At 63.0% G+C, this 16982-nt stretch carries 21 protein-coding genes; 4 read left to right on the top strand and 17 right to left on the bottom strand.

The window, feature by feature from the left end:
• The 6 genes from ACESMT_RS05990 to kynB form a co-directional block, all read right to left on the bottom strand.
• Positions 1 to 229: hypothetical protein (locus ACESMT_RS05990; protein ID WP_372825663.1), on the bottom strand; the 229-nt coding region annotated here is incomplete at its 3' end.
• 20 nt (positions 230 to 249) lie between these two features.
• Positions 250 to 672, bottom strand: coding sequence for a hypothetical protein (locus ACESMT_RS05985; RefSeq protein WP_372825662.1), 423 nt, complete (start codon positions 670 to 672; stop codon positions 250 to 252).
• A gap of 110 nt (positions 673 to 782) precedes the next feature.
• Positions 783 to 1217, bottom strand: coding sequence for a hypothetical protein (locus ACESMT_RS05980; RefSeq protein ID WP_372825661.1), 435 nt, complete (start codon positions 1215 to 1217; stop codon positions 783 to 785).
• A gap of 699 nt (positions 1218 to 1916) precedes the next feature.
• Entirely contained in the window at positions 1917 to 2756 is an 840-nt protein-coding gene (gene kynA, locus ACESMT_RS05975) for a tryptophan 2,3-dioxygenase (protein WP_372825660.1), read from the bottom strand.
• A gap of 244 nt (positions 2757 to 3000) precedes the next feature.
• On the bottom strand, positions 3001 to 4278 hold the full coding sequence (gene kynU / locus ACESMT_RS05970) for a kynureninase (RefSeq protein ID WP_372825659.1): 1278 nt from the start codon (positions 4276 to 4278) through the stop codon (positions 3001 to 3003).
• A gap of 7 nt (positions 4279 to 4285) precedes the next feature.
• Positions 4286 to 4936 carry an arylformamidase gene (gene kynB, locus ACESMT_RS05965; RefSeq protein ID WP_372825658.1) on the bottom strand — a complete coding sequence of 217 codons (651 nt, stop codon included), beginning with the start codon at positions 4934 to 4936 and terminating at the stop codon, positions 4286 to 4288.
• Positions 4937 to 5111: 175 nt separating this feature from the next.
• Here kynB and ACESMT_RS05960 point away from each other — a divergent pair, with 175 nt between their 5' ends.
• On the top strand, positions 5112 to 5873 hold the full coding sequence (locus tag ACESMT_RS05960) for an SDR family oxidoreductase (protein WP_372825657.1): 762 nt from the start codon (positions 5112 to 5114) through the stop codon (positions 5871 to 5873).
• A gap of 16 nt (positions 5874 to 5889) precedes the next feature.
• Here ACESMT_RS05960 and ACESMT_RS05955 read toward each other — a convergent pair whose 3' ends face one another.
• From ACESMT_RS05955 to yjgA, 8 genes are all read right to left on the bottom strand, one after another.
• Positions 5890 to 7179, bottom strand: coding sequence for a c-type cytochrome (locus ACESMT_RS05955; protein ID WP_372825656.1), 1290 nt, complete (start codon positions 7177 to 7179; stop codon positions 5890 to 5892).
• Positions 7176 to 7934 (bottom strand): cytochrome c, encoded by a 759-nt coding sequence (locus ACESMT_RS05950; RefSeq protein ID WP_372825655.1) that lies wholly within the window; start codon positions 7932 to 7934, stop codon positions 7176 to 7178. The genes ACESMT_RS05955 and ACESMT_RS05950 overlap by 4 nt, the downstream gene beginning before the upstream one ends.
• Positions 7935 to 7993: 59 nt before the next feature.
• On the bottom strand, positions 7994 to 8380 hold the full coding sequence (locus tag ACESMT_RS05945; RefSeq protein WP_372825654.1) for a hypothetical protein: 387 nt from the start codon (positions 8378 to 8380) through the stop codon (positions 7994 to 7996).
• Between the two features lie 167 nt (positions 8381 to 8547).
• On the bottom strand, positions 8548 to 9306 hold the full coding sequence (locus tag ACESMT_RS05940) for an alpha/beta fold hydrolase (protein WP_372825653.1): 759 nt from the start codon (positions 9304 to 9306) through the stop codon (positions 8548 to 8550).
• A complete protein-coding gene (locus tag ACESMT_RS05935) occupies positions 9303 to 10373 on the bottom strand; it encodes a M14 family zinc carboxypeptidase (RefSeq protein WP_372825652.1) in 1071 nt (356 codons plus the stop codon). The genes ACESMT_RS05940 and ACESMT_RS05935 overlap by 4 nt, the downstream gene beginning before the upstream one ends.
• A gap of 157 nt (positions 10374 to 10530) precedes the next feature.
• Entirely contained in the window at positions 10531 to 10851 is a 321-nt protein-coding gene (locus ACESMT_RS05930; RefSeq protein WP_372825651.1) for a 2Fe-2S iron-sulfur cluster-binding protein, read from the bottom strand.
• 244 nt (positions 10852 to 11095) lie between these two features.
• Positions 11096 to 11689 carry a molybdopterin adenylyltransferase gene (gene mog, locus ACESMT_RS05925; RefSeq protein ID WP_372825650.1) on the bottom strand — a complete coding sequence of 198 codons (594 nt, stop codon included), beginning with the start codon at positions 11687 to 11689 and terminating at the stop codon, positions 11096 to 11098.
• A complete protein-coding gene (gene yjgA / locus ACESMT_RS05920) occupies positions 11686 to 12273 on the bottom strand; it encodes a ribosome biogenesis factor YjgA (RefSeq protein ID WP_372825649.1) in 588 nt (195 codons plus the stop codon). The genes mog and yjgA overlap by 4 nt, the downstream gene beginning before the upstream one ends.
• Before the next feature lie 25 nt (positions 12274 to 12298).
• Here yjgA and pmbA point away from each other — a divergent pair, with 25 nt between their 5' ends.
• The 3 genes from pmbA to ACESMT_RS05905 all read left to right on the top strand — a co-directional run bounded on the left by pmbA (position 12299) and on the right by ACESMT_RS05905 (position 14416).
• The gene (gene pmbA / locus ACESMT_RS05915) at positions 12299 to 13690 is read left to right on the top strand and encodes a metalloprotease PmbA (protein WP_372825648.1); all 1392 of its coding nucleotides are present in this window, start codon (positions 12299 to 12301) and stop codon (positions 13688 to 13690) included.
• A 79-nt stretch (positions 13691 to 13769) separates the two neighbouring features.
• Entirely contained in the window at positions 13770 to 13997 is a 228-nt protein-coding gene (locus tag ACESMT_RS05910; RefSeq protein WP_372825647.1) for an AbrB/MazE/SpoVT family DNA-binding domain-containing protein, read from the top strand.
• Positions 13994 to 14416, top strand: coding sequence for a PIN domain-containing protein (locus ACESMT_RS05905; protein ID WP_372825646.1), 423 nt, complete (start codon positions 13994 to 13996; stop codon positions 14414 to 14416). The genes ACESMT_RS05910 and ACESMT_RS05905 overlap by 4 nt, the downstream gene beginning before the upstream one ends.
• Positions 14417 to 14435: 19 nt before the next feature.
• Here the strand turns inward: ACESMT_RS05905 and ACESMT_RS05900 are convergent, their stop codons facing one another.
• From ACESMT_RS05900 to ACESMT_RS05890, 3 genes are all read right to left on the bottom strand, one after another.
• On the bottom strand, positions 14436 to 14897 hold the full coding sequence (locus ACESMT_RS05900) for a GatB/YqeY domain-containing protein (RefSeq protein WP_372825645.1): 462 nt from the start codon (positions 14895 to 14897) through the stop codon (positions 14436 to 14438).
• 105 nt (positions 14898 to 15002) lie between these two features.
• Positions 15003 to 15215: a 30S ribosomal protein S21 gene (rpsU, locus tag ACESMT_RS05895; RefSeq protein ID WP_007872347.1), complete on the bottom strand. Its 213-nt coding sequence runs from the start codon at positions 15213 to 15215 to the stop codon at positions 15003 to 15005.
• Between the two features lie 378 nt (positions 15216 to 15593).
• Positions 15594 to 16883 carry an NAD(P)/FAD-dependent oxidoreductase gene (locus tag ACESMT_RS05890; RefSeq protein ID WP_372825644.1) on the bottom strand — a complete coding sequence of 430 codons (1290 nt, stop codon included), beginning with the start codon at positions 16881 to 16883 and terminating at the stop codon, positions 15594 to 15596.
• Positions 16884 to 16982 lie beyond the last annotated feature (99 nt).

Raw genomic sequence — 16982 nt, 5'->3', positions numbered from 1 at the left:
GCGGACCAATCTTGGAAAGCCATGACGCTTTTGCCTGGATCGCAGTCCAAACCGCGTTGATGCCGAACAGAGCAATGAGCAAACCCGCTCCAATGCGGAAAAATGGATCAACAACTCCGAAGAATGCAGCGTAGATACCAATACCTACCAAGAACAGACCAAATACACCCGTGACAAGTCTGTACACGCAACGACGATAGTATGGATTAGCGTTCGTGTGATCTGTCATGGCCTTGCCTAACGCCTGAATTAGGTGTCACCTGCGTTGCTCCAGACATGCATGGCCTCCGCAAGTAATAGCCCCGTGAGTGCTTGGTAGTTGGCGATGGCTCTCTCAAGCAGCTCCAAGCAGTCAGCCCGCAAGTCAAAGCTAAGCGATTCATCACCGTCGTAATGTTTGAGCGCGTTGCGGGTGTCATTGAGCATGGCTCCTACGGTCTGCTCGAGCTTTGGGTCAGATTCCCCGTCATGGCGCGCCAGAGCGACGATGAGGCTTTTCATCTGATCAAAGGACGGCTCGCGGCCGATCTTACGTAGCCGCTTTCCAAGTATTTCTTCTGCTGCGCCAGCCAACGTAAGCGACGACAAATAGTCCTCGTCTTGCCATAGCTTAATTGCTGCTAGGAGCTGATGCTCTGCGATTGCTTCTGCCGAGAGCGCCGTTATGTTCAAGTGACACCTAACGTTTGACATGAGCGGCACACAGCGGCAGGACGCGCTTGACCCAGAATGAAATGAAGGCCAAGCGTGGCATGCCGTTGTGTGTCCGCTTGATGGAAGGGTTAGGCCTGCCGGTTGAGAAACTCACTGATGATTTGCCATTGATCGCGCTGCTCCTTGAAGCCGGGAATCTTGGAGAGCGACAACTTTCCCCAAACGCTGTCTGGATTGTGCAATTGCTGAACCATTGCGACCGGCAACACATAGAACTCCGGCGCAAGCACTTTAGCCGTGCCATCTTTGGAACCACGATTCAGAAGTACAACGACTACGAAATCGCAGTCGAAGTTCTTGATGATGAAGCCTTCGGCTCCTGTGCGCCACCGACTCTTGACCTGAATACGAGCCGACCTGTTGCGTTCAGGATTCGTAGCCGTGATGTCGTAACCAGCCATATTGGTGTAGGTCTTGTATGACGGGACCCCAAGCGTGAGGAGGTTTCCGAGCACCAAGAACTCGGCGCCTTCGGACTCAAGATGGGTATTTTGGCGAGGCATGTTGCAGCGGGCCTAACGTGATGTAGACGGCAAAACCCGGTCGATACATCCGGCGCGTGCCGATACATCTTTTTTGGAAAAACAGCGAAACCCGCTTGCCTGTTGGATTTTCGGTCCGTATACTGGATAAATACACAGATATAAATTTTCCATGAAACCCGGTGCGCCTCCATTGCAATCTGCCCGCTTGCTTGATCAGGTGCGCGAGCTGGTTAGATGCCTGCACTATAGCGTGGCCGCAGACGATAAGGCATCCCTGCATCCCTATTGGATTCGCTTTCAAGCAGCCAATGACCGCTTTTCAGCAACTGTGCGAACGACCGGAATCTGCCAGAAGCGGAAATAGCTGAAATTGGCACGAATGTCTGCAGGTATTTGAAAACGGGAGTCCGATTTGACATCTTTCGATTTTGACGATGTCAACACCAGCGAGGCTGGTCAGCAATTTCCGGCTTGAAAGTCAACGATTGCCAGCACTTGCGCGGAGCACGGGACCGCCATGTTTGCACGCACTGGCAGCACACGCGGCCAAATGAAGTCCCCCTCCATCGCCCAGCGGGGCGAGGGCAGGGGTTAGGGGTGGGAGTGGGGAGTTGCGCCTACTGTCCACGGCGAACCACCGACGCCGCGTAATGCAAAAGACGCTATCAATTGAATAGCTGCTTACGCTCGAAGCTCAAGGGCCAATGCCCGATTCGCCTACAAGTCCGTCCGTAATTTCCAGATCTCCGGAAACAGCACCACATCGAGCATCTTGCGCAGATAACTCACGCCGCTGGTGCCGCCGGTGCCGCGCTTGAAGCCGATCACGCGCTCGACCGTGGTCACATGGCGAAAGCGCCAGAGGCGGAAGGCGTCTTCGAGGTCGGTCAGCTCCTCGCCGAGTTGGTACAGATCAAAGTATCGCTTCGGGTCGCGGTAGACCAGCAGCCAGGCCTGCTCGACCGCGTCGCTTTCCACATAGCCCTGGGTCCAGTCGCGCTGGGTGTGGCTGGTTGGCACGGGCAGGCCGCGCCGGGCCAGCAGGCGCAGTGCTTCGTCGTAGAGCGAAGGTGCCTCGTACGCCGCCTGCACCTGCGCCAGCAGGTCGGGCCTGTGGGCGTGGGGCTTGAGCATGGCGGCGTTTTTGTTGCCCAGCGCAAACTCGATGCAGCGGTATTGCGCGCTCTGGAAACCGCTGGAGTTGGACAGGTAAGGACGGATCGCGCTGTATTCGGGCGGTGTCATCGTGGCCAGCACGTCCCAGGCATGCACCAGTTGCTCCATGATGCGGCTCACACGCGCCAGCTTCTTGAAGGCGTCGCCGAGTTCGTCGCTCGCCACATTCGCAATCGCTGCGCGCAACTCATGCAGCATCAGTTTCATCCAGAGTTCGCTGGTCTGGTGCTGGACGATGAACAGCAGCTCGTCATGCGCGGGTGACAGCGGTTTTTGCGCGCCGAGGATGGCGTCGAGCTGCAGGTAGTCGCCGTAACTCATGTCGCGGCTGAAGTCGAGCTGCGCTTTTTCGTCAGTGACGATTTTTTCGGGTGTGGTCATGTTTAACGTGAAATTCGCGAAGCGACGCTTCTCACCCTCGCCCACTTGTGGGAGAGGGCCGGGGTGAGGGTACTGGAATGGCGCATTAATTTCATAATTTGGGTTGGCGTGTCGCCATGCAAGTTAACGTGAAATTCGCGAAGCGACGTTTCTCACCCTCGCCCACTTGTGGGAGAGGGCCGGGGTGAGGGTACTGGCATGGCGCATTAATTTCATAATTTGGGTTGGCGTGTCGCCATGCCAGTTACGTCACCGCGTGCTTCTGGTTGAACTCGGAGCGCTTCCATTCAGCGGTTTCGAGCACCTGCTTCAAATGCTCCACCGCTTGCCAGACGTCTTCAAAACGGATGTACAGCGGTGTGAAGCCGAAGCGCAGGATGTCCACATGGCCTGCGCCATCACCGGCGCGAAAGTCGCCAATCACGCCTCGTGCGATCAGGGCTTGAACGATGGCGTAAGCGCCTTCTTTGCGCGTAAGACAAACCTGCGAGCCGCGTTGACTGTGGTTCCGCGGTGTGGCCAGCCCCAGGCCATGGCTGTCGCAGCGTTCTTCGACCAGCGTGATGAACAGATCGGTCAGTGCCAGCGACTTGGCGCGCAGCGCAGGCATGCCACCGAAGACTTGCGCGGCACCAAACACATCGAGTCCACATTCAAGCGCAGCCAGACTCAGGATGGGCTGGGTGCCGCACAGATAGCGCGTGATGCCTGGCGCGGGGCGATAGTCAGGCGTGAACTCGAAGGGCGCCGCATGGCCCCACCAGCCGGACAGCGGCTGGTGGAAGCGGTCGGCATGTGCGGGGTTGACCCAGACAAAGGCTGGTGCGCCTGGCCCGCCATTGAGGTATTTGTAGCTACAGCCCACGGCGAAGTCGGCCTGCGCGCCCCGTAAGTCGACCGGTACGGCGCCCGCGCTGTGCGCCAGGTCCCACACCGCCAGGCAACCGGCCGCATGCGCCGCAGCCGTCAGTGCGGCCATGTCGTGCATCGCGCCGGTGCGGTAATTGACATGGGTGAGCATCAACACGGCGGCGTCCTGGTTCAGTGCTGGCAGGATGCCTTCCGCTTCGACGAGTTGCAGCTGGTAGCCGCGCTCGCGGCACAGGCCTTCGGCGATGTAGAGGTCGGTCGGAAAGTTGCTGCGTTCGCTGACGATGGTTTTTTTACCTGGCGCGTCCTGGTCGGCGATGTTGAGCGCAGCGCTCAGCACTTTGTAGAGGTTGACCGAGGTGCTGTCGGTGACCACGACCTCGCCCGGGCCTGCGCCAATGAGCAGAGCGATCTTGTCGCCCAGGCGTTGCGGCAGATCAAACCAGCCCGCGCTGTTCCAGGCGCGTATCAGGTCCTGGCCCCACTCTTTGGTGATGACCTCAGCCACGCGTGATGCTGCATTTTTGGGCAACACGCCCAGCGAGTTGCCGTCGAGGTAAATCACGCCGTCTGGCAAGACGAAGTGGTCGCGCAGCGGGCGCAGAGTGTCGCGCTCGTCGAGTGCGCGGCAGTCGTTCAGGGTGATGGTCATAGCTCTCTCAGCATGGCGCGGTGATCGCAAGTTCGCGCAGGATGGCGCGAACGGGCGAGGCATCGGCCTGGGTTAATTTCAGCGGCAGTGCAATCAGTTCGTAGTCGCCGGCCGGAACGTCGTCGAGCACCAGGTTTTCGAGCACGCGCAGGTCGTGCGCCAGCAGCAGGTGGTGGCTGGGCAGGTCCTGGCTGTTGGCCGGGTCCACACTGGGCGTGTCGATGCCGACAAGCGCTATGTTTTTGCTAGCTAGCAGCGCAAGCGTGGCAGGGGCTATGGCCGTAAATGATGCCCAGGACTGGCTGGCGACCGCTGCGGTGCGCAGCAGCACGCGCGGCGGCAGGCCCTGCAGGGCGTGGGCGATGTGATGCGGCTCCACCAGCGGCCCGCAGTCCAGGCAATCGATCACGCGGCACGTCCCCAGGTACGGTGCCAGATCCACCGCACCTATGGCTGCTCCGCCGTTGGCGTAATGCATGGGGGCGTCGGCATGAGCGCCGGTGTGCGGCGACAGGCTCAGGGTGTTGACGTTGACCGGGCAGTCGGGCGACAGCGCAAAGTGCAGCTTCTGCGTGTAAGGGGCGTCGCCCGGAAACACCGCCGCCTGCTCGTCCACGGCGGGAGAGATGTCCCAGATTTTTCGATTCGGGGTGTGCATGAGGGCAAGGTATCACCATCAAAAACCCTGCGGTGTCGGTTATTTCCAACAGGCCATGAAATAGATCGCCGCAGCGTGCGCCAGCGTGGATCGCTGGCGGGCTGTACAGTCTTTGTCTGGGGCCCGGAGACGTTCATCAGGGCGCAGATCATCAACCATCATTTCGGGACACAGCATGACTTCAAGCGGCAAAGGCAAAGTGGCATTGGTAACGGGTGCGGGCACTGGCATCGGCAAGGCGGTGGCGCTGGCCCTGCTGCGCCAGGACTACAGCGTGGTGCTGGTTGGCCGCCGCGCCGCGCCGCTGAACGAAGTGGCGGCAGCGTCAGGCGCTGGCAGCCGCGCGCTGGCCGTGCCTTGTGATGTGAGCCAGCCTGAGGCCGTGCGCGCGGCCTTTGACCTCGCACAGCAAACCTTTGGCCGGCTGGACTTGTTGTTCAATAACGCTGGTGTAGGCGCGCCGCCGGTGCCCATGGAAGAATTGACGTTCGAGCAATGGCAAAACGTCGTCAACATCAACCTGACCGGCTCGTTTTTGTGCGCACAACAGGCGATCCGGCTGATGAAAGCCCAGTCACCCCAGGGCGGTCGCATCATCAACAACGGCTCGATCTCGGCCCATGCGCCGCGCCCCAACTCTGCGCCCTACACCGCGACCAAACATGCCATCACCGGGCTGACCAAATCGATCTCGCTGGACTGCCGCCAGTACGACATTGCTTGCGGCCAGATTGACATCGGCAATGCGCAGACCGAGATGGCCGCACGCATGGCCAAGGGCGTGCCGCAGGCCAATGGCGAGATTGCCATTGAGCCGCTGATGGATGTGGAGCATGTGGCCGATGCGGTGGTGCAGATGGCGGCGCTGCCGCTGGCCACCAATGTGCAGTTCATGACCATCATGGCGACGAAGATGCCGTTTGTGGGTCGGGGATAGGTTTTTGTAGGGCGGGTCAACGGGCGTTGCCGCTGCGCACCCGGCTCGCCTCCAGCGGCGTGACCAGGGAAGCCTGGTTACCCCAGGACTGGCGGATATGCGTGAGCACCGCCGCCACGTCGTTGTCGTCCATCACCAGCATGAAAGGCGGCATGCCAAAGGGCCGCGGATTGCCGTCGGTGGCCGGCGCGTAGCCGCCGTTCAAAACGATTTGCACCAGGTTGGCGGTAGAGGCCAGGGTCACCGCGCGGTTTCCCGCGAGCGCCGGGTAGGCCCCGGACACGCCTTGCCCCTGCTCACCGTGGCACTGCACGCAATGTTGCTCATACAGCCCGGCACCGCGCGCCGCCGTGGCGGCAGGCGCGGGTGCTGCCGCAGGCAAAGGCGCGGCAGGCGGCGGCGCGAGTTCTTTCAAATACTGCGCCATGGCACCCAGGTCGGCATCGCTCAGGTACTGCGTGCTGCGCAGCACCACCTCGGCCATCGGGCCGGTGACCGAGGCGCGCGGCGAGACGCCAGTTTTCAGCAAGCCCACGATGTACCCGCGGTCCCAGTCGCCCACACCGGCCTCATGCGGCGAAGCCAGCGAGGGCGCGTACCAGTTCTGCATCGGAATCAGGCCGCCGGCCAGGTCCAGGGCGTTGCTGCTGGCACCCAGCGCGTTGCGCGCGCTGTGGCAGGCGGCGCAGTGTCCCAGCCCCCTGACGAGGTAGGCGCCGCGGTTCCACTCGGCGCTGCGCTGGCTGTCGGCTTCGTAAACGCCGGGCTTGAAGTAAAGCGCACGCCAGACCGCCAGCGCGGCTTGCGTGTCATAGGGAAAGCGCAAGGTGTGCGGCTGGTTGGGCTGTATCACCGCAGGCAGGCTTTGCAGGTAGGCAAACAGCGCGTCCGAATCCTCGCGGGTGACCTGGGTGTAGCTCGGATACGGAAAAGCCGGGGACAGCAGGCGGCCGTCTCTGGAGCGGCCGTTGTGCATGGCGCGCCAGAAATGCGCGGGTGACCAGGCGCCCAGGCCGGTCTGCTCGTCCGGGGTCAGGTTGGAGCTGAACACGCTGCCAAATGGCGTGTCGATGGCCCGCCCGCCCGCATAACTTTGCCCGCCGCGTGCGGTGTGGCAGCTCATGCAGTTGCCCGCCCGCGCCAGGTAGGCGCCGCGCGCGACCAGGCTGTCGCGCGGGCCGGCGGCGGCCAGCGGCGAGGTGGCATCGACATCGACCTCGTCACGCACATTGAGCGACCCGACCAAGGCCAGCGCGCCGACCAGCAGCAGGCCGGCCACCAGCAAGCCCAGCCATAATCTTTTCATGGGCGAGTCCCCGGCAGGGCGGCCGCTGCGCTGCCGCACTGCACGGTGGCGGCGCCCGGTGCCAGCGCGGGCGCCTTGTCCGCTGGCCGGGTGCTGGCAGGCAGAGGCTGGGCGGCCAGCCAGCTGGCGGCGGCGTGGATGTCATCGAGGTTCAGCCGGTCAACGACGGCCTTCATGCAGTCCGGCGCGTGGGCGCGGCGCTGGCCGGTTTTCCAGGCCCCGAGCTGCGCATTGAGGTAGTCGCGCGGCAGGCCCAACAGGCCCGGAACGGCGGGGGCAACGCCCGTCATGGCCTGGCCATGGCAGGACACGCAGGCCGGCAACTGCCGAGCCCGATCGCCCTGCATCACCAGTTGTTGCCCCTGGCGCAAGACTTCGGCCGAGGCGGCCGCCGGCAGCGGCGGAGGGTAAGGCACGTCCAGGTCAGAAAAATACTGGGCGATTTCCATCAGGTAGACGTCGCTCAGCGGCTCCACCAGTTGCGCCATCAAGCCGTAGTGGCGCCGCCCGTCGCGGAAATTGAGCAACTGGTTGTACAGGTAGCCTGCGGGCTTGCCGGCCAGACGCGGGTAGTAACCATCGGGCGCTGCGCGTCCCTGGGGGCCGTGGCAGGCGGTGCAGGCCAGGGTGCGCTGGGCGATGGTGTTTTCAAACGGCGCAGCAGCAAGGCCTGGCCCGGCGCCGCCGCCCAGCATGGCCACGCTCACCAGCCAACGGACCAGCGCAGTGCGCGGCAGCGGGAGAACAAGCGTCATCGGGACATCATGGTGGGACAAGTCATCAGGCGCAGGCCACTGCCCGTTTTGCACTGGGGTCAGGCAGACGCGCCTTTGGAGCGAAGGCAGGCCAGAAAATGGTCCCAGCTGGTTTGCAGCTCTTTCATTCGCGCCCCTTTGTCGAGCACCGCGCCGCTGGCCGCCCCGGTGCGCCTGACGACCTTGGCCAGGGCGCTGGCGGGGAGTGGGCCGATTTGCTGGCGCAGCTCTGCGGCCTTGGCGCGCATCTTGGCCATGGCATCCCTGGTCAGCGACTTGTTGGCCGAGCAGGCAATCCCGCCCACCAGTTCGGCCATTTCTGCCAGCGCCGGCTCCAGGTACCAGACAGCGGCGGTGCCCATCGCCAGCGCCCAGGTGCGCCTGGATCGCACCGACCCGGCGGCGGGGCTGGCAGGTTCAGGCGAAAGTGCGGGCAGTGTTGTCAAGGCGGTGTGGGCTGGTGGCCCGGGCTGGGCCAGCGCGATTCTCGCCGAGTTGACGCAGATGCGCTTGCCGGATGCGAAAAACCTTCAGACTCCCCCGAACTTCAGGCGTCAAAAGTGCCTGCAGCCCTTCGCGCACGAGCGCAAGCAGCTATCAAAAACGGAGCGTCTCAGGGCCCGGGCAACCATTCAGCGATATGCTGGCACACCCAGTCGGCGTCGTCGTGCGGCAGGTCATGGCCGGCCCAAGGGTGGCTGTGATGCACCGCCTGCCAGGCAAAGGCCAGCTGCTGCGAGCAGTGCGCGCTCACCAGCGCGTCAGCGTGTGATGACAGCAGCAGGGTGGGGCAGGCTGGCGCGGACGCAGCGGCGGAAAACCGTGCTGCGGCCCACAGCTGCCGCCAGGCGTTGCCAGGCTGCACGGGCGCACTGCGGCGGATGTCGACCCAGTCCGCGATGTCTTCCTCCAGCGTGGTGCTGCGGCGGCAGGTCAGCCCGTGGATGACGCGCTCTGCGCTGCTCGCATCGTCCCAACGCGCGGCCAGTCGCAGCAGCGACGGCCAGGTGCCAGGGCGCAGTCGTTGGGTAGGGGTGCTGAAGGGGCGCATGCTGGTGTTGACGAGCACCAGCGCGCCCACCTCGCCGGGAAACTGCTGCGCCCAGTCGGTGGCGACCATGCCGCCCAGCGACATCGCCAGGAGCCGGTAGGGCGGCGGCAGGCCTTGGGCCAGCAAGCGCTCGCGCGCAAAAGCCACCATGGTCCGCACTGAATCCGGCGAGCGCAGCCTGAAAAATTCGCCGTTGCCCGGAAGATCCAGCGCAACCACGCCGCTGGCGGCACTCTGCGGGAGCCGCGTCGCGAGTTGCAGCGGCAGCCCGCCCCAGTGGCGCGCCTCCCGCGCCAGGCCCCGCAGCAGCACCCAGGTCACAGCGCCCGCCTTGGCCGCCAGTGGGCGGTGGCCAGTTGCTGGAGTTGGTCCCGGCGCGCTGCCAGCGGCAGCCAGCCCGGCGCGGCAAAGGCTGCACGCGCCAGGAAGTCCAGCAGGTCCGCATGGCGGCGCAGCACCCGCTTGATGCGGTGCGCCTTGATCGGGTTGAAGATGCCGTGCCGCGAGAACAGCTGGCGCGGGTTCTTGCGTATCCACAACCATGAGCCGAGCTCCAGCGTCATCGGCAAAAACACGTGGTCCTCGGGCGTGTGGTCATAGGCGTGGTCCCAGAGGTCGCCGTGCAACAGGTACTGGTTGCTTTGCGGCTCGAAGCTGTAGTCGTGGTGAGGCATCGACTGCTCCAGCATGGCCTTGAGGGTAAACATCTCCGGCAGATGCGCCATCAGCCGGCGCGTGCGCGCGTAGGGAAACCAGAGGCTGTCTGTGAAGCCGTAACCCGAATGGCAATCGAGCGCCAGGCTGAAAGGCCGGCAGGCCAGCTGCTCGCGAACGACTTGCAGCAGGGCGGCGCTTTCGGTCTCCATCGCCTGGCCGGCCCGGCCGCAGTACCAGGGCAACAGCGGTGTGAGTGTTTGCCCACCCGCCAGGAATGGCACACGGCCTTCGGCGCGTTGCGGCGCATTGCGCATCAGGTCCACGCCGCGCGGGTTGGCGCGTTTGTGGGCCCACATCCCGCCGGGGTTGACGATGGGCATGAAAACCAGCCGGATTTTTTGCAATTGCTGCTGAAGCAGCGTGTCCCATTCGAGGCGAAACAGCAGCGCGCGCATGTAGTGCAGGATCAGTTGCGTGCCTATGCGCTCCAGGCCGTGGATGCCGCCAAAAAAGCCAATCGCCGGCGCCTGGGGGTCGCGCGAGCCGATGGCCGCGCTGAACAGCGAAAACGACGGCCCGGCGGTGTGCACCTCGGCCACGGTATGCACTTCAAAATGCGCGCCACCCGCCAGCAGGATGGCCTTCAGGTCTTCATGCTCGGCAAAGGTCGCTGCCGCGTCAGGCGTGCGGGCAAAGCGATAGGCATCGGCAAGAGGGGGTAGAAAGTCCATTTCACCATCCTTGCAGATTTGTATGACAACCGACTGCATGCATGGTTGTGTTGCCCGACCTTGCGGCAAGCCCCTGTCAATGTGTGATCACCCTGCTATCAAACATGTAGCTGGTAGCGTCCGTCCTGTAAGGGCTGGAGCCAGAGTTTTGATAAAACTACAGCAGCACCAGCGTCATCACCACGTCCGACACCGGGTAGGCCACGCAGGGCAGGATGAACCTCCCGGCTTTTTCATCGGCGCTCAGTCCCGGCCATTCGATGCGGTAGTTCACTTGCCCGCTGGCGAGCCGGCAGATGCAGCTGCGACAGGTGCCATTTCGGCAGGAGCTCTCCAGCCCGATGCCGGCACCCACGGCCGACTGCAGCAGCGTCTGCCCGGCGGGCGCGTCAAAGCGCAGCCCCTGGGGCTCCAGCCGGGCCTGGAACACCAGCGGTGCAGCGGGGTCGGCAGATAGCGAAGATGCAGGGGATAGCATGGTTGGCGAACTGCTATAAATTAGATAGCTATCGACGCACGTCAGGCAAGGGCTGTCGGCCGTTTTTTCTTAAAAACCAGCAACTACCCAGCTCCCTGTGTGCCGTTTGCCCTCACCCCTGCCCTCTCCCAGGGGGAGAGGGAGTAACACGGGCCTCTTGTTCCCTCTTCCTCTGGGAGAGGGTTAGGGTGAGGGCTCCCCTGTTTGCCGGTGATCGCCAAGAGGTGCTGAGCAGCTACGAAAATCAACTGGCCTGTGGCCGAATTGCCGATTTGGGGCGAAAGGCCTTGCACACCGCATCATCGGTTTCCAGGTAGGGCCCGCCGATCAGGTCAATGCAATACGGCACCGCTGCAAAAATGCCAGCCACGGCCTGCGAGCCGTCGGCGTTTTTCAGGCCCTCCAGCGTTTCGGCAATCGATTTGGGCTGGCCGGGCAGGTTCATGATCAGGCTTTGCCCGCGCACCACTGCGCACTGGCGCGACAAAATGGCTGTAGGCACAAATTTCAGGCTGATCTGACGCATCTGTTCGCCAAAACCGGGCATTTCCTTGTGCGCCACCGCCAGCGTGGCTTCGGGCGTCACGTCGCGCAGGGCCGGCCCGGTGCCGCCGGTGGTCAACACCAGCGAGCAGCCGGCATCGACCAGTTCAATCAATGTCGCGCTGATGTGTTCTTTTTCATCGGGGATCAGGCGTTCCTCGAAGGTCAGCGGATTGCGCAGCGCGCGGCCCAGCCACTCTTTCAGCGCGGGCAGGCCCTTGTCTTCATAGACGCCGCTGGAGGCGCGGTCGCTGACCGAGACAATGCCGATCTTGACGGCGTCGTGGCTGCTCATGGCACTTCCGGCGTCAGCGCCTGGCGCACCAGCTGGAAAATCTCGCGGTAGGACTTGCCGTGGCGCGGCGCTTCACCGGGTTTTTCGGGTTTGGCGTCCTTGCGCGCCTGACGGATCAGGGCGCGCAGCTGCTGCGAATCGGTGTCCGGGTGTTCGGTCAGCCAGTCGCCCAGCGCCTCGTCGTCGGCAATCAGCCTGTCACGCCATTGTTCGGTCAGGTGCAGGATCAGTGTCAGGTCGGCCGAGCCGTTGGCCTGTTCGTCGATGGCGGCGCGTATCGGCCCGGTGTCCAGCGGGCGCATCAGCTTGCCGATGAACTGCATCTGGCGACGCCGGCCCTCGAAGTTGGTGATGCGTTTGGCCTGTTTCACGGCGTCCAGCAGTTTTTCGGGCAGATCCAGCCGCGCCATCAGGTCGGCGCGCAGGGTCAGCAGCGCCTCGCCGAGCGCCTGTTTTTCATCAGCCTCGGCCTTGAGCTGGGTCTTGCTGGGTGGGCCCACTTCCTCCAGGGCAATTTCCTCGGGTTTCACGAAGCGGCCGTTGGACCAGTAGCCCTTGATGGCCTTGGGAGTCTTGTTGTTCATAGCAGTCAGTATCATAGCTACCCATATGACCCCAAAGACCACCAAGACAACGTCCGCCGACTCGCTTCCCGAGTCGGGCTTCAGTTACCACCGCGATTTCTTCGAAGACCTGGTCGACAGCGCGCTGGCTCACGCCAAAAAAATCGGTGCCACCGACGCCGCTGCGGAAGCCTCCGAAGGCTGCGGCCTGAGTGTCAGCGTGCGCAAGGGCGAGCTTGAAAATGTCGAGCGCAACCGCGACAAGTCGCTGGGCATCACCGTCTACCTCGGCCAGAAACGCGGCAATGCCGCCACCAGCGATTTTTCCAAAGCTGCGATCCAGCAGACGGTGCAGGCCGCTTACGACATTGCGCGTTTCACGGCTGAAGACAAGACCTCGGGCTTGCCGGCCGACCGCGACATCGCGCGTGTGTACCGCGAGTTGGACCTGTTTCACCCTTGGGCGATTGACTCCGAAGGGGCTGCCCACCTGGCGCTGGAATGTGAAGCCGCTGTCTTCGACACCAGCAAACTCATCACCAACAGCGAGGGCGCGGGCGTGTCGGCCCAGCAAAGCCATTTTTTCAGCGCCCACACGCGTGGTTTTCGCGGCGGTTATGCCAGCTCGCGCCACAGCATCTCGGCCGCAGCGATTGCAGGCAAGGGCAGCCAGATGCAGCGGGACGCCTGGTACAGCTCCATGCGCGATGCGAGCGAACTGGCCAGCGCGCAGGCGGTGGGCCGTTACGCCGCAGAGCGCACGCTGTCGCGCCTGAAAAGCCGCAAGATCAAGACCACGCAGTGCCCGGTGCTGTTCGAGTCGCCGCTGGCCGCCGGCCTGCTGGGCGGCTTTGTGCAGGCCATCAGCGGTGGGGCGTTGTACCGCAAAAGCACGTTTTTGCTCAACAGCCTGGGCAAGCCGGCGTTTCCGGCGCACATCGACATCACCGAAGACCCGTTCGTGAAAAAAGGCAAAGGCAGCTCGCCGTTTGATGAAGAGGGCGTCAAGACGCGTGCCCGCACGGTGGTGGACGCCGGCATCGTGCGCGGCTACTTTTTAAGTACCTACTCGGCGCGCAAGTTGGGCATGCGCACCACCGGCAACGCCGGCGGCTCGCACAACCTGGTGATGAGCAGCCGCAAGACCAGAGCGGGCGATGACCTCGACGCGATGCTGAAAAAACTCGGAACCGGCCTGTTTGTCACCGAGTTGATGGGGCAGGGCGTCAACTACGTGACCGGCGACTACTCGCGCGGCGCCTCTGGCTTCTGGGTCGAAAAAGGCCAGATTGCGTTTCCGGTCGAAGAAATCACGATTGCCGGCAACCTCAAGGACATGCTGATGGGCATCCAGGCGGTGGGCGCCGATGTCTACAACTACGGTGCCAAAAGCGTCGGGTCCATCCTGATCAACCGGATGAAAGTGGCGGGGAGCTAACGTTTTTGGGTCTTGGAATGGGACTTGAGTGAATTATTTTATTTCGTTATAATAATTCAAAACTGAGGAAGACCCCATCATGCAAAGTACCATCACCGAACGCGGGCAGACCGTTGTTCCTGCTCAGATCCGGAAGTTATTTCACCTCAGCCCGGCGGATCGTCTGGAGTGGCTGGTGGACAAGGACGGCATTCGCGTTTTGCCAGTGCGTTCGGACCCGATTGCAGCATTTCGCGGTCGGGGTGCAGGCGGGTCGACCAAGCGCCTGTTGGCTGATCGCCGCAAAGAAGCAGCCCGCGAGACATGAAGACATACCTGCTGGACACCTCGGCGCTACTCTGTCTGCGCGACGATGAACCCGGTGCAGAACGGGTTGCCGAGATTCTGGCTTTGGCCCAAAGCGGCCAGGCGCAATGTGTCGGCTGCTTCATCACGTTGATGGAGTTGATGTACCGTGTCTGGCGCGATGAGACCAAGGCGGATGCCCGTTTGGCTTATGAGCAGTGCCTGGCGCTGCCCATCGTCTGGATACATGAAACGCCTGAACTGCTCATCGCCGCAGCGGAAATCAAGGCGCAATACCCCCTGTCAGTGGCTGACGCGTGGATAGCTGCCGCTGCCCAGCAAGCCAGGGCTGTCCTGGTTCACAAAGACCCTGAATTCGCACAAGTCGCGCTCGCGCAAGAGTTGCTCCCGCTAAAAGCCGTCAGGCGCCGAAAGCCTTGACTGCCCGGCTGAGTGCCGGTCAGCCCGCCAGCGCCGCCTTCACCGCTGCGGACACCTGGCCCATGTCGGCCTTGCCGGCGAGTTTGGCTTTCACTGCACCCATGACCTTGCCCATGTCGCCAGAGCCTGGTTTGCTGCCTGATGATTCGCCGAGTTCGGCGACGATGGCCTTGACGGCTGCCGTGACTTCCTCAAGACTCAGGCGTGCCGGCAGGTAGGCCTGCAGCACCACCAGTTCGGCGGCTTCCTTGTCGGCCAGGTCTTTGCGTTCGGCCTTCTGGAAAGCCTCGATCGAGTCCTTGCGCTGCTTGATCAGCTTGTCGACGATGGCCACCACGGCGGCGTCGTCAAGCACCACGCGCTCATCGATTTCTTTCTGCTTGAGCGCCGCCAGCAGCAGGCGGATGGTACCCAGGCGCTCGCTGTCCTTGGCGCGCATGGCGTTTTTCATGTCTTCGGTGATCTGGTCTTTGAGGGACATGAGGGTCTCCAGGAAACGGGTTGAAATTTCAAAAAGGATTCAAAAACACAAAAGCCCGCAGAGCGTCCTCGTGCGGGCTTTTGGTTTGCCGTGAGGCGTGTACTTTTAGTACAGCTTCTTGGGCAGCTGCATCGAGCGGATACGCTTGTAGTTGCGCTTGACGGCGGCAGCTTTCTTGCGCTTGCGCTCGGCGGTCGGCTTTTCGTAGAACTCTCTGGCGCGCAGGTCGGTCAGCAGGCCGAGTTTTTCGATGGTGCGCTTGAAACGGCGCAGAGCCACGTCGAAGGGCTCATTGTCTTTTACACGAATGGTCGTCATTGATGAAGGGGTCCAAAAATATGCGTCTGATTAGCCATGCGATCTGATCAGAATCAGGCCGGACGCGGGTTTGCTAGCAAAGCCCTGGATTATATACCAGCCCCCACGCTTGTCACTGCGTGTACTGCGCTGCCCCCCGAGGGGGCGCTGCGCCTGCGGGCCGGCAGAGCCGGACCCGCGGCACGCCAGAGCCCCCACGGTCGCTCACTTCGTGTAGCTCCCTGCCCCCCGCGGGGGTCGCTGCGCCTGCGGCCCGGCAAAGCCGGTTCCGCGGCCAGACCTGGAGCCCCCACGGTCATTCACTGCGTGTAACTCCCTGCCCCCCGAGGGGGCGCTGCGCCTGCGGACTGGCAGAGCCAGATCCGCGGCCCTTGCTGGTCAAAGCGGGGTCTGGGAGCCGGTGTGGTGCTTTTGCGCCAGGGCTTCTGCGCAGGCATGGGCGCTGGCCCAGGCCCACTGGAAGTTGTAGCCGCCTAGCCAGCCGGTCACGTCCACCACTTCCCCGATGAAGTACAGGCCAGGCTGCTTCGACTCCATGGTCTGGGACGACAGGTCCCGCGTGTCGACGCCGCCCAAGGTGACCTCGGCTTTTTTGTAGCCCTCGGTGCCCGTCGGTGTCAGCTGCCAGTCGGCCAGGCGGTCGGCCAGCGCGGTCAGGGCTTTGTCGGTGGCTTCGCTGACGGGTTTTTGCCAGGCCGGGTCGCGGCTGGCCCAGGCGTCGGCCAGCCGGCCCGGCACCAGAGTGGCCAGTTCGTTGGCGATCAGCTTTTTCGAGCTGGCCTTGGCGCGCAGCAGCAGGGTGGGCAGGTCAACGCCGGGCGCGAGGTTGATGCGCACCGGTTGGCCTTCGCGCCAGAAGCTGGAAATCTGCAGCACCGCCGGGCCGCTCAGGCCACGATGGGTGAACAGCAGGTCTTCGGCAAACACCGCGGCTTTTTTGCGCTGTTTCGGTGTGGCGTCCGCTGGCCCGGTCTCCATCAGTACCGGCAGGGCCAGTCCCGCCAGCTGCGCATACGGCGCCCAGGCTTCGCCGTCAAAGATCAGCGGCACCAGGCCGGCCCGTGGGTCGACCAGGCGCAGGCCGAACTGTCTGGCGATGCGGTAGCCAAAATCAGTCGCGCCTATCTTGGGGATCGACAGCCCGCCTGTGGCAATCACCACCTGCGGTGCTTCAATCAGACCCCGGTCGCTCTCAATTTGATAGCTGGTTGCGCCCGTCGGTTGTGGGTTGGTAATGCTTTTGATGCTGCATGGCTGCCAGCGCGTGACGCCGCCCACGCCGCACTCGGCAAGCAGCATGTTGATCACGTCTTCGGCTGATCGGTCGCAAAAAAGCTGGCCTTTGTGCTTTTCATGAAAAGAGATCTGGTGGCGCTGCAACAGGGCGATGAAGTCCTGCGGCGTGTAGCGCGACAGGGCGGAGCGGCAGAAGTGCGGGTTCTCGCCCAGGAAGTTGGCGGGTGTGGTGTCGCGGTTGGTGAAGTTGCAGCGGCCACCGCCAGAGATGCGGATTTTCTCGGCCACTTTCTCGCTATGGTCCACCAGCAGTACCTTCAGGCCGCGCTGGCCCGCAATGCCAGCGCAAAACAGGCCGGCGGCACCGGCGCCTATCACCACCACGTCAAATTTTTGAATCAAATCGGCCTCCAGCCCATGATTGACGGGCATGAGCAGCTATCAAAAATAGAGCAAATCAGCCTGACCGGGACAGGGCAGTGTAGCTGGGTGCAAAGAGCCGGAGGCCACCGCAAAGGCCAAGGGGCAGCG

Origin of the sequence: Polaromonas sp., assembly GCF_041689105.1 — a bacterium.
Taxonomy (GTDB): domain Bacteria; phylum Pseudomonadota; class Gammaproteobacteria; order Burkholderiales; family Burkholderiaceae_C; genus Polaromonas.
This window is presented reverse-complemented; position numbering and strand designations above follow the sequence as displayed.

Bases quoted from the DNA above. Each gene is read 5' to 3' on its own strand.
- ACESMT_RS05905 (WP_372825646.1), top strand. From the start codon at position 13,994: ATGAAGACATACCTGCTGGACACCTCGGCGCTACTCTGTCTGCGCGAC.
- ACESMT_RS05910 (WP_372825647.1), top strand. From the start codon at position 13,770: ATGCAAAGTACCATCACCGAACGCGGGCAGACCGTTGTTCCTGCTCAG.
- ACESMT_RS05935 (WP_372825652.1), bottom strand. From the start codon at position 10,373: ATGGACTTTCTACCCCCTCTTGCCGATGCCTATCGCTTTGCCCGCACG.
- ACESMT_RS05930 (WP_372825651.1), bottom strand. From the start codon at position 10,851: ATGCTATCCCCTGCATCTTCGCTATCTGCCGACCCCGCTGCACCGCTG.
- ACESMT_RS05955 (WP_372825656.1), bottom strand. From the start codon at position 7,179: ATGAAAAGATTATGGCTGGGCTTGCTGGTGGCCGGCCTGCTGCTGGTC.
- kynU (WP_372825659.1), bottom strand. From the start codon at position 4,278: ATGACCATCACCCTGAACGACTGCCGCGCACTCGACGAGCGCGACACT.
- yjgA (WP_372825649.1), bottom strand. From the start codon at position 12,273: ATGAACAACAAGACTCCCAAGGCCATCAAGGGCTACTGGTCCAACGGC.
- ACESMT_RS05960 (WP_372825657.1), top strand. From the start codon at position 5,112: ATGACTTCAAGCGGCAAAGGCAAAGTGGCATTGGTAACGGGTGCGGGC.
- ACESMT_RS05980 (WP_372825661.1), bottom strand. From the start codon at position 1,217: ATGCCTCGCCAAAATACCCATCTTGAGTCCGAAGGCGCCGAGTTCTTG.
- ACESMT_RS05900 (WP_372825645.1), bottom strand. From the start codon at position 14,897: ATGTCCCTCAAAGACCAGATCACCGAAGACATGAAAAACGCCATGCGC.
- mog (WP_372825650.1), bottom strand. From the start codon at position 11,689: ATGAGCAGCCACGACGCCGTCAAGATCGGCATTGTCTCGGTCAGCGAC.
- kynB (WP_372825658.1), bottom strand. From the start codon at position 4,936: ATGCACACCCCGAATCGAAAAATCTGGGACATCTCTCCCGCCGTGGAC.
- ACESMT_RS05950 (WP_372825655.1), bottom strand. From the start codon at position 7,934: ATGACGCTTGTTCTCCCGCTGCCGCGCACTGCGCTGGTCCGTTGGCTG.
- ACESMT_RS05890 (WP_372825644.1), bottom strand. From the start codon at position 16,883: ATGCCCGTCAATCATGGGCTGGAGGCCGATTTGATTCAAAAATTTGAC.
- pmbA (WP_372825648.1), top strand. From the start codon at position 12,299: ATGACCCCAAAGACCACCAAGACAACGTCCGCCGACTCGCTTCCCGAG.
- kynA (WP_372825660.1), bottom strand. From the start codon at position 2,756: ATGACCACACCCGAAAAAATCGTCACTGACGAAAAAGCGCAGCTCGAC.
- rpsU (WP_007872347.1), bottom strand. From the start codon at position 15,215: ATGACGACCATTCGTGTAAAAGACAATGAGCCCTTCGACGTGGCTCTG.